Consider the following 10,120-nt stretch of genomic DNA (forward strand, 5'->3'; position numbering starts at 1 on the left):
GCAGGATACCTTGTTAGAGAACAGACGCGGGCTCATTGATAGCGGCTCGCGGTCTGCGGCCTTCAAGAAGATCAATGATGTTGTCAGCCGCCTCATGCTCGATCGCAAGGCGAGTCTTGGTAACCGCCGAGCCGATATGGGGTGTCAGCAAGGTGTCCGTGCGACGCTGCACCAAGCCAGGATGGACAGCTTCAGGTCGATCCGGCCGCGCCCAGTCCTCCATCTCGTAGACATCTGCGGCGTAACCCGCCAGATGTCCCGCCTCCAGCGCAGCCACCACGGCCCCTTCGTCCACAACGCTCCCACGTGATGGATTGATCAGAAGCGTCCCCTTCCGCATCTTCGCAACTTCCAGTGCGCCGAGCAGATGCTGCGTGTCGTTGGCGAGCGGAAGGGCACACACTACGAAATCCGAAGTGGAAAGAAGCCGTTCGAAATCCGTGAACGTAACCTTGAGCCTTTCTTCATCATCAGAACCGAGCTCGCGCCTGTCCCAATAGCTCACTTGCGTTCCAAAGCCCGTGAGCCGTTCAGCAATGGACTTGCCGATCGCTCCCATGCCTAAGATGCCAACCGCTGCGCCCTTCAGGCCCACGCCGTAGAAACGCGGTCTCCACCCCTTGTAGCCAATTCTGACAGCTTCATCCCCCGGCAGGATGTGCCGCCCCAAGCCAATCATCAAGCCGATGGTCAGTTCTGCGGTCGGATCAGTCAGAAGATCGGACACGATGGAGACATGGACCCCTCGTGCCGTGCAGGCAGCAACATCAAAGTTGTCGTAACCCTTCAACGCGCAAGCTACAAGCCGCAGGCTAGGAGCGTGGCTCAGAACCGTAGCGTCGATCCGATCCGGCATGAAAGCCATCATCGCAGTCGCATCACTGAGTTCTGCCAAAAGCCTGTCATGCGCCCAAGTATCGTCCGACTCGTTGACGCTGACGCGGGCATAAGGCGCCAGCTTGGTCAGGATCTCGTCATGGACTTTGTGCGTGATAACGATCTTGGGCAACATGTCGCGCTCCCTGTTGTTGTTTTATTGAAGTTGGCGGCGAAGAAGAGCGCCGACCTGATCGACCACGGTGACCATCAGAAGAACGACCAGCATGATGGCAAGAACCTCCTGATAATTCATAATCCGAAGAGAGGTCATCAGCTCAAAGCCGATGCCGCCGGCTCCGACCGTGCCAAGGATGGTGGAGGCGCGGAAGTTATACTCCCAACGGTAGATCGTGACATCGGCCAGTTGAGGCAGGACTTGCGGCAGGATTGCGCGCGTGACGATCTGGAAGGGTGAAGCACCGGCGGCCCGCGCCGCCTCGATTGGCGCATTGTCACAATGCTCGATGGCTTCTGCAAAGAACTTTCCGACCATGCCAACGGAGTGAAGGCCTAGAGCAAGAACGCCGGGCAGAGCCCCGAAGCCTACCGCTGCAACGAAAACGATACCCATGATCAACTCAGGGATCGAGCGCAGGCCGTTCAGCAGGCCGCGGGCGATCATGTAGATAACGCGGTTTGGCGCTGTTTTTCGCGAAGCGCAAAAGCCAACGGGAAGCGAAATCAGAACCGCGATTGCCGTCCCGGCGATGCTCATGGCAAGAGTATCAACCAAGGGGCCGATCCACTCCATCCCACGGCTGAAATCGGGCGGAACCATTTCACTTCCCAACTGCCAAAGCGAAGGAAGGCCGGAACCAAGCCGCTCCAGATCAAGCAAGCCGGAGTGGTAGCTGCTGACAATGATGACGCCAGCGATGATCACCGCGATCACGGCAGCGCGCTTCCAAGCTCTACTTTGGCGCTGAAGGATGCTGTCGAAACTTTGGGAAAGCGCTGTCATTGACGTGCTCCTGAAAAGTGAGGCGCAGACTTCGCCTGCGCCCGCAATGAATGGCGGTTGATATGTCTTATTTGCTGAGGTCGAGGTTCAGCATCTTACCGAGATCCCGCACGACATCGTAAGCCTTGTCGTTGATCGGCGCGAAACCATCTGCCTTGAACGTCGCCAGCACTTCCTCATCGTTCAGGTTGATGAACGCGTCGGTGATGGCTTGCTTCAGGTTCGGATCGAGGTCAGAGCGCATCGTCCAAGGATACTGCGGAAACGGATCGGACTCTTCGAGCGCAACAACTTTCGCGGGGTCGATCGTGCCGCGAGCAACCATAGCGTTGAAGATGGGCAGCGAAAGACCACCAACCTGGGCATTGCCGTTTTGCACCGCCAGCGCCACGGCATCATGGGAGCCGACGTAGTTCTCACTGTAATCCGTCTCTGCTTCTAGACCCGCTTTAAGCAGCATGGATTTCGGGATCAGGTGGCTGGAAGTAGATGCCACGTCACCCCATGCCACATCGTGGCCGGCAGCATCCGCAATAGTCTCAATGCCGGCTTCAGCGTTGCCGATGACAACGGCGCGGTAAGTTGTCTCGCCGTCTTTCATCAGTGCCGCAAAGGGTTCGATCTCGGCCTTCGTCTTGGCCAACGTGTAGGAAAGCGGACCGAAATATGCGAGTTCAAGCCGACCGAACCGCATCGCCTCGATCATCGAGGAGTAGTCGGTGGTCACGATCAGCTCGATGTCGCGGTCAAGAGTTTCTTCAAGATACTCTTCCAGCGGACGATTGTTTTTGATCACTGTGGCGGCGTTCTCGTCGGGCAACAGCGCCACGCGCAGAGTTTCTGGATTTGCCTCCGCATGCACTGCGGAGCCGCAGCCGAGAGCAGCGAGAACGACAACGGGGAGCAACTTCTTCATAGGGCGGCCTCCATGGCAGCAACAGGTTGTGGTTGGGAGTGGGATGAATGGTGATGCGCTTGCTGCGAACTCCGGCCTGAAGCTTCGCTGCGGTAGATCGAGGCGCACATCTGATCTGTCAGTTCATCAACGGACGCATCTGCGACTACAGAGCCATCACGCATGGCGATGACCCGATCACCAAAGCGCCTCGCCAAGTCGATCTGGTGCAGGCTGATGACAGCCGTTATGCCATCCGTCGTGCAAATGTGGCGGAGTTGCGAAAGGACTTCGACGGCTGTTTCCGGATCGAGGCTGGCCACAGGTTCGTCAGCCAGTATCAATCGGGGCTGCTGAACCAGAGCACGGGCGATGCCGACACGTTGCTGTTGGCCGCCCGACAACTGGTCAGCCCTCACCAAGGCTTTGTCGAGCAAGCCAACCCGAGCAAGACATTCCAGCCCAAGTTGCCGGTCAGAACGCGGAAGAGGAAAGAGGGTTCGAAAGGATGAGTGATAGCCCAAGCGACCGGTCATCACATTATCAAGCGCGCTCAAGCGCCCGATGAGCTGGTGCTGCTGGAAAATCATCCCGGTGCGCCTGCGGTGCACTCGGAGCGCCCGCTCTCCGTCCAGAGATCCAACGCCATCAGCGATAATCGAACCGGACGTAGGAGCAACTAAGCCGTTAAGGGTGCGGATGAGTGTGGATTTACCCGCGCCAGAGCGGCCCAAAAGGACGACAAACTGCCCCTGCGCGAGCTTCAGCGAGGTCGGTTTTAGAGCTTGTGTGCCATTCCCATAGGTCACGGCAACCCTGTTCAAAGCCAACATGATGATGCATCTTTCTAATCGTTCTGCGGTCGCGATAGGATGGGTCGATCACTAGGCGCGCAATATGACGACTACGTTTCAGGTGGATGACATAATCATGATCATGCACATCGATGCTTATGCTGCACTCTACCTAAAATCCGGCGGATTCCATTCTGAAACGCGACAGCCCTATTCTGGCTGGCGTTTGCGGCATGGAGGACCGGACCTTGGCACCCCACCTCACCCTCGACGAGCGGCGCATCCTGGCTGGGCTTCTGCACCAGAAGGTCAGCATCGCGCAGATCGCGGCGCAGCTTGGCCGTCATCGCTCGACCATCCATCGCGAGATCAGGCGCAACTTCTGGCATGATCCCGAGGTGCCGATGGCCACGGGTTACTGGCATGTGACGGCCCAGCAGCTTGCGGCGGCGCGGCGGGCGCGGCAGCGCAAGCTGATCCGGCATCCGGGCCTATGCGCGGCCGTGCTCGACCGCCTCAAGGAAGGCTGGTCGCCCGAGCAGATCGCTGGTCGGCTGAAGCTTGCAAGCAGTCGGCCGCGGGTCTGTCACGAGACCATCTACCGCTATGTCTATTCGGCGGACGGACAGTCCCAGGAGCTGGCCCGTCATCTTCCCGCGCGCCGCCGTCAGCGCAAGCCGCGCTACGGCCGCAAGCCCAGGAGCCTCGTCTTCCCAGAGAGATGCAGGATCCGGCATCGCCCTGCTGCGGTGAACCGGCGGGAGGATTTCGGCCACTGGGAATGCGACCTGATGATCTTCCGCAAGGAGCACGGCTCAGCGAATGTCGCCTGCATGGTTGAACGGGTGAGCCGCTACACGGTGCTGTGGCGCAACAACGATCGCCGTTCGGGTCCACTGATGAACAGCCTGATCAACCTGCTGGCGCCTCTGCCCCAGGGGGCCCGGCAGAGCCTGACCTTCGATCGCGGTCTGGAGTTCGTCTCGTGGCGCGAGTTGGAGCGCGGCTTGGGGGCTCAGGCCTGGTTTTGCGATCCGCAGGCACCCTGGCAGAAGCCCACGGTCGAGAATACGAACCAGCGTGTCCGGCGCTGGCTGCCCCGTGACACGGTGCTGCTGCGCCTGCCGCCGCGGACGCTGAGCGCCCTGTGTGAACGCATGAATGCCACGCCCCGCAAGTGCTTGGGCTTCCGAACGCCAAGCGAGGTGTTCCGCGAACAGCTGCTCACCGGAGGGCGTCACTGATGGCAGCCGGTCAGGGCTGCGATGGCGGAGGTCTCCGCCCTGCCCGGCTGCCGGCACCGTCGTGTTGCATCCGAGATGGAACCGGCATCCTTGGAAGCGGACGCGGTGATCGCGGTTATGGCCGCGATCGCTGATCGGAAGGACAGCCGCGCCTCCGCTCCGCTCTGGCACGTCCGACACCTTTCCGTTTGCTAGGTCCGCCTGCCATCCGGCCGGCGCTCTGAACACGGGCTCTGGTGCCGCTGCGCGTCAGCCTCCACGGAGAAATCCGGTTCCTCCCGCGCCAGGGCGCGGGCCCCTCCCAATTTCACCGCTCCGGCCCCGTGTGTCAGATCACCGTCCGGCCGCAGGTCGGGCTGCGCCCACCCTGCTTTGCCCTTCGGATGACATGAGGTCATCCAAAGTGAAAAGCACGGATGGCTTCGCCACTCGGCGGATCAGAAGGGCACGAACGGGAAATGTCGGAAACACACGCACGAGGTAGTTTCGTGACGCAAAAGGCAGTTTTGCGCGGTGTTCACAGTCTCGGTCAGGCCCGTGGGTCGGGCTGTGCCCTCCCCACTCTGTCCAGCCGAATACATGCGTATTCGTCAGGTCAGACCGGCGAGGCGCAGCCCATCGGCGGAAGAAGGCAACAGACCCGAACCGCCAGCCGCAACACGAAAGGAAATGCCAATGACCAACCTTCACCGTTCGCTGTTCCTGGGCGATGCCGGTCGTATCGCCATGGCCATTGGCGCCGTGGCGATGCTGATCCTGTCGGTCTCCGGCGCGATGCTGGTCGCGCGGCGCATGGGCGGCTGGCGGCGCTGGTTCGCCCCTTTGCGCGGGCCGGCGTCGAGCCGCAGCCATACCGGGATCGCCCGCGTGGCGGTCGCGGGGCTGGTTTTGTCCTCAGCGACTGCACTGTGGATGGCCGCCTCGACCTTCGATCTTCTGCCGGATGGAGCCGCACCGCCGACCTTTCCGACTGAGGTCAGCGGAAGCACTGGGGTCTCGCTTGCTGCGATGGAGCCGCTCTCCGTGATTGCTGTCACGGAGTTGCGCGAGCTGAGCTTTCCCTATCCTGGCGACGCCACGGACGCCTTCACTCTGAAGACGGATCGCGGCACCGGCTATCTCGATCAGGGGACGGGTGAGCTTCTGGCCTGGGCCGAGCTGACGATGTGGGAACAGATATCTGAAACCATCTACATGCTGCATACCGGGCAGGGGGCCGCATCTCTCGGCCTCGTGCTGGGTGTGCTGGCGCTCGGCGTGCCGGCAATGGGGGTGAGTGGTCTTGTGCTCTGGTTCGCGGGGCGGCGGTCAAGACCGCGTCTCCATGGCAATCATCCTGCAAACGGCGCTGCGACCATCTTGCTGGTGGGCTCGGACGGCGGCAGCACCTGGGGTTTCGCTGCGACGCTCCAACATGCGCTGACCACGGCGGGCCAGCATGTTCATGTCGCGCCAATGTCCGGTTTCGAGCCGGCGCGCTATCCGCAGGCCGAACGGTTCGTCATTCTCGCCGCCACCTGGGGCGAGGGACAGGCTCCCGCCACGGCGAAGGGGTTCATTGAACGCCTCGCGGCGCTGGAATCTGTCCCTGAGGCCCCGCTTGCCGTGCTTGGTTTCGGCGATCGCAGCTTTCCCGCGTTCTGCGCGTTCGCCGATGAAGTCGGGAGTCGGGCTGCTGCCAAAGGCTGGGCGCAATTGATGCCCTTCGACACGGTCGATCGCCAGTCGCCGCAGGATTTCGCCCGCTGGGGCCGCGCCCTGGGGGCGGCGCTGGGGATCGAGCTTACGCTCGAACATGTGCCAACCCCGCCCGTGACGGGGCGGCTCACCCTGATCTCGCGCCGTGATTACGGGGCGGAGGTGCAGGCGCCGACCACGATCCTGCGCTTTGCCCTACCCGAGGCGACGTTTTTGCAACGGCTGACAGGTCGGGGGTTTGGCCGGTTTCAGGCCGGTGATCTCCTCGGCGTTCTGCCCGAGGGTGCGGATCTGCCGCGCTTCTACTCGCTGGCCTCCGGACGGCGCGACGGGTTCGTCGAGATCGTGGTGCGCAAGCATCCCGGCGGCCTCTGCTCGGGTCAGCTTCTGGCGCTGAAGCCGGGCCAGGCGATCCGCGCCTTCGTCCGGCACAATCCGGCTTTCCATGCCGCAGCAGGACGCTCGCCGCTGATCCTGATCGGCGCCGGCACTGGCATCGGCCCGCTTGCGGGCTTCATCCGGGGCAACAGCCGCAAGCGGCCCATCCATCTGGCCTTCGGGATGCGCCACCCCGACAGCGATTTCCTGTATCGCGACGATCTGGCCGGCTGGCAGGTCGATGGCCGTCTGGCGCGATTGACCACCGCGAACTCGCGCGGGGCAAAGCCGCGCCATGTCCAGGACGCGCTGCGGGCCGAGAGCGCTGAACTGATCCGGCTGGTACACGAAGGCGCGCGCATCATGGTCTGCGGCGGGCGCGACATGGCCTCGGGCGTGGCCGAGGCGCTGACCGACATCCTCGCGCCGACGGGTCTTACCCCGCTCGCGCTGAAAGCGGAGGGGCGCTATGCCGAAGATATCTACTGACCCGGGCCGCCACGCGCTGAACGGCCCGACCATGGGCACTCGCTGGTCGGCGCGTTTCCACGCCGATGCCGGGCTGGACCCCGCCCCGGTGCAGGCTGCCCTGCAAGCGACCGTGGCGGAGGTTGATGCCGCAATGTCGACATGGCAACCCGACAGCGACCTGATGCGCCTGAACCGGGCGCCCACTGGCGCCTGGGTGGCCGTTCCTGCCGGCTTGGCCGAGGTGCTGAACCTCGGGCTGCGGATCTGTGCGGCATCGGGCGGTGCGTTCGATATCGGCATGGGCGATGCGGTGCGCGCCTGGGGTTTTGGCCCCGAGGAAGCCAGCGCTGAAGCCATCCGCTGGGCCATGGTAACCACGCGCCCGCCCGCGCATGAGGTGCTGGAGATCGACCGCGCGGCCGGGTTGGTCAGGAAACATGCACCCATCACGCTCGACCTGAACGGCATCGCCAAGGGCTACGGCGTCGACAGGTTGGCCGAAATGTTACGGGGCTTCGGCATCACCGGGTTCCTTGTTGGCATCGACGGCGAGATGCGAGCCTCCGGGCTGCGGCCCGACGGCATGCCCTGGACCGTCGCCGTCGAGGCGCCCGATCCCGAACGCCGCGCGCCCCATTCGGTCCTGATGCTGCAAGATGCTGCCGTCGCCACCTCGGGCGATTACCGGCATCATGTCACCGTTCAGGGCCAGCGCCTGTCGCATACGATGGACCCGGCGACGGGCGGCCCGCTGCGGTCGTCGCCGGCCTCGGTCACGGTCGTCACGGGCAGCTGTGCCGAGGCTGATGCCTGGGCAACCGCGCTGATGGTGCTGGGTCCGCAGGCTGGCGGCGAACTCGCCGCACACCTTTCCCTCGATGCGCTGTTTCTGATGCGCGAGGCAGACGGCATCCGGCCCCATGCCGTCGGGGCGCTGTTCGACAGCCCGATGGTATCGGCGGCAGGCCGAGAGGGTCTGGTTCGTGCCTGAGGTCTGTCCATTCGTGCAATAGGTCTTTGCAGGTTTCGTCAATTCTCGTGCGAAAACGGACAGCCTATGTCTATCCCAAGCCCGGCGGCGTCTGTCGATGCCCGCCGCGGCCAGAACCACTTGGCAGATACAGGAGATCACTATGCGGACTGTAAAATCTTTCACCACCGTCGCTGTCGCTCTCGCCCTCGCGCTGGGGTCAGCTGGCATTGCCGCCGCGCAATCCCAGGGACATGACAGCCATGGCGCGGGGGCTATCGAGATCACGCTGAACGATGGCGCCAAATGGCAGGGCGATCAGAACATGATCACCGGCATGACCGCGATTCACGGAACCATGGCCGCGAACCTGGACGCGATCCACAACGGCACCCTGCCTGCCGATGCCGCGAATGGGGTCGCTGCCGATGTCCAGAAGCAGGTCGATTTCATGGTCGAGAACTGTGTGCTGGAACCCGAGGTAGACGAGCAGTTCCATATCGTCCTTGGTGAGGTGATGACCGGCATCTCGGCATTGGAGGCCGGCGAGGTCGAGACTGGCGCGGTGACGATCGTTCAGGCGTTGAACGCCTATGGCGAGCATTTCGAGCATCCGGGCTGGCAGATGATCGACTGACGCCATGGGCGCAGGCATGGGCCGGCGCGGGCGTCACGCCTGCGCCGGCCTTGTCTTGCACGGGCAGCGCCCCTCCAGCAGGTCGGCATCGGCCGTCAGGGCCGTCGCCATGAAGTCCAGAAACAGGCGGATGCGCGCGGTCTGGCGCAGATCCTCGTGAATCAGCAACCACAGGTCCAGCATGAAGTCCTCGGGCAGCGCGGCGGCGCGGATCAGGCTGGGGTCGCAATCAGCGATCACGCAAGGCAAGGCAGCGAGTCCGACCCCCGCCTTTGCCGCCGCATGGGCGGCGGTGATCGAGTTTGTCCGGTAAACCTGCCGCGCATCCGGCCACCAGCGCGCCAGATTGCGGCTGAGCGGACCATGCGCCGCGCCATAGCCGATCCAGTCGCACTCGCCCAGGTCAGCGGGCGCCCGGCCCGCTGCGGCGTAGATGGCAAAACCCAGCCTCCCGACCCGCCGCCCGACCAGCGTTTCCTGCCCCGGATTGCCGATGCGCAGGGCCATGTCGGCCTCGCGTCGGGTCAGGTCCAGCACTGTGTCGGCAACGATCACCTCGATTTCGATCTCGGGCCATGCGGCGCGAAAGGCGGCGACATGGGGGGGCAGCACGCCCACCGCCAGCAGGTCGGTGGTGGTGATGCGGATGGTGCCATGGGGCCGCTGGTCCTGCCCGGTCACCTTCAGCGCCAGCGCGGTGATTTCTTCCTCGATGCGGATGACGGAATCGCGCATCTCTCCGCCCGCCGCCGTCAGCGCATAGCCGCCGGGTAGCCGGTCGAACAGCCGCACCCCCAGCCGCGCCTCGAACGCGCCGATGCGGCGAAACACGGTCGAATGGGTGACGCCAAGGCTGCGCGCCGCGCCCGACAGCGACCCCGCCCGCGCCACGGCCAGAAACAACCGCAGATCGTCCCAATCCTGCGCCTGTGCATTCATGCAATGATCCCTTGTCGAAATTGCCACTCCTGATCCTGAAAGGACAGCATATCTTGAGGTCACAAGCAATGACCGCCCCACCGGGCGGCGACATGAAAGGAACCAGCCATGAGCAAGACCATCCTGCGCAGCGACGAATTTTCCTGCCCCTCCTGCGTCACCAAGATCGAGAAGGCGCTGGCGGCAACTCCCGGCGTGACCGCCGCCAAGGTGCATTTCAACACCGGCCGCATCGAGGTCGAGCATGACCCCGC

The 10,120-nt window shown here is 63.4% G+C and carries 10 protein-coding genes; 5 read left to right on the top strand and 5 right to left on the bottom strand.

Going from position 1 to position 10,120, the window contains the following annotated elements; translation table 11 throughout:
* Window positions 1–13: 13 nt before the first annotated feature.
* The 4 genes from Q8M85_RS08900 to phnC form a co-directional block, all read right to left on the bottom strand.
* Window positions 14–1,012, bottom strand: coding sequence for a phosphonate dehydrogenase (locus tag Q8M85_RS08900; RefSeq protein ID WP_305543139.1), 999 nt, complete (start codon window positions 1,010–1,012; stop codon window positions 14–16).
* A gap of 21 nt (window positions 1,013–1,033) precedes the next feature.
* Entirely contained in the window at window positions 1,034–1,840 is an 807-nt protein-coding gene (gene phnE / locus Q8M85_RS08905) for a phosphonate ABC transporter, permease protein PhnE (protein ID WP_036744163.1), read from the bottom strand.
* 67 nt (window positions 1,841–1,907) lie between these two features.
* Window positions 1,908–2,756, bottom strand: a complete 849-nt coding sequence (gene phnD, locus Q8M85_RS08910; RefSeq protein WP_036744161.1) for a phosphate/phosphite/phosphonate ABC transporter substrate-binding protein — start codon at window positions 2,754–2,756, stop codon at window positions 1,908–1,910.
* Window positions 2,753–3,568, bottom strand: a complete 816-nt coding sequence (phnC, locus tag Q8M85_RS08915; RefSeq protein WP_081969499.1) for a phosphonate ABC transporter ATP-binding protein — start codon at window positions 3,566–3,568, stop codon at window positions 2,753–2,755. The genes phnD and phnC overlap by 4 nt, the downstream gene beginning before the upstream one ends.
* A gap of 209 nt (window positions 3,569–3,777) precedes the next feature.
* Between phnC and Q8M85_RS08920 the strand changes: the two genes are divergently transcribed.
* The 4 genes from Q8M85_RS08920 to Q8M85_RS08935 all read left to right on the top strand — a co-directional run bounded on the left by Q8M85_RS08920 (window position 3,778) and on the right by Q8M85_RS08935 (window position 8,927).
* Complete coding sequence (locus Q8M85_RS08920) at window positions 3,778–4,773, top strand: IS30 family transposase (protein WP_305543154.1); 996 nt, start codon at window positions 3,778–3,780, stop codon at window positions 4,771–4,773.
* A gap of 669 nt (window positions 4,774–5,442) precedes the next feature.
* Entirely contained in the window at window positions 5,443–7,338 is a 1,896-nt protein-coding gene (locus Q8M85_RS08925) for a PepSY domain-containing protein (RefSeq protein WP_371135223.1), read from the top strand.
* Window positions 7,319–8,311 (top strand): FAD:protein FMN transferase, encoded by a 993-nt coding sequence (locus Q8M85_RS08930; protein ID WP_036760150.1) that lies wholly within the window; start codon window positions 7,319–7,321, stop codon window positions 8,309–8,311. The genes Q8M85_RS08925 and Q8M85_RS08930 overlap by 20 nt, the downstream gene beginning before the upstream one ends.
* 142 nt (window positions 8,312–8,453) lie before the next feature.
* Complete coding sequence (locus tag Q8M85_RS08935; protein WP_149766316.1) at window positions 8,454–8,927, top strand: hypothetical protein; 474 nt, start codon at window positions 8,454–8,456, stop codon at window positions 8,925–8,927.
* Between the two features lie 33 nt (window positions 8,928–8,960).
* On the opposite strand, the gene Q8M85_RS08940 is transcribed toward Q8M85_RS08935, so the two are convergent.
* Entirely contained in the window at window positions 8,961–9,866 is a 906-nt protein-coding gene (locus tag Q8M85_RS08940) for a LysR family transcriptional regulator (protein ID WP_305543168.1), read from the bottom strand.
* Window positions 9,867–9,974: 108 nt separating this feature from the next.
* Between Q8M85_RS08940 and Q8M85_RS08945 the strand changes: the two genes are divergently transcribed.
* Window positions 9,975–10,120: heavy-metal-associated domain-containing protein (locus Q8M85_RS08945; RefSeq protein ID WP_305543188.1), on the top strand; the 146-nt coding region annotated here is incomplete at its 3' end.

This window comes from Tabrizicola sp. (assembly GCF_030694085.1).
GTDB lineage: Bacteria > Pseudomonadota > Alphaproteobacteria > Rhodobacterales > Rhodobacteraceae > Tabrizicola.

Coding starts and splice junctions, on each gene's coding strand:
- phnE (WP_036744163.1), bottom strand. CDS start 1,840: ATGACAGCGCTTTCCCAAAGTTTCGACAGCATCCTTCAGCGCCAAAGT.
- Q8M85_RS08900 (WP_305543139.1), bottom strand. CDS start 1,012: ATGTTGCCCAAGATCGTTATCACGCACAAAGTCCATGACGAGATCCTG.
- phnD (WP_036744161.1), bottom strand. CDS start 2,756: ATGAAGAAGTTGCTCCCCGTTGTCGTTCTCGCTGCTCTCGGCTGCGGC.
- Q8M85_RS08935 (WP_149766316.1), top strand. CDS start 8,454: ATGCGGACTGTAAAATCTTTCACCACCGTCGCTGTCGCTCTCGCCCTC.
- Q8M85_RS08925 (WP_371135223.1), top strand. CDS start 5,443: ATGCCAATGACCAACCTTCACCGTTCGCTGTTCCTGGGCGATGCCGGT.
- phnC (WP_081969499.1), bottom strand. CDS start 3,568: ATGTTGGCTTTGAACAGGGTTGCCGTGACCTATGGGAATGGCACACAA.
- Q8M85_RS08940 (WP_305543168.1), bottom strand. CDS start 9,866: ATGAATGCACAGGCGCAGGATTGGGACGATCTGCGGTTGTTTCTGGCC.
- Q8M85_RS08930 (WP_036760150.1), top strand. CDS start 7,319: ATGCCGAAGATATCTACTGACCCGGGCCGCCACGCGCTGAACGGCCCG.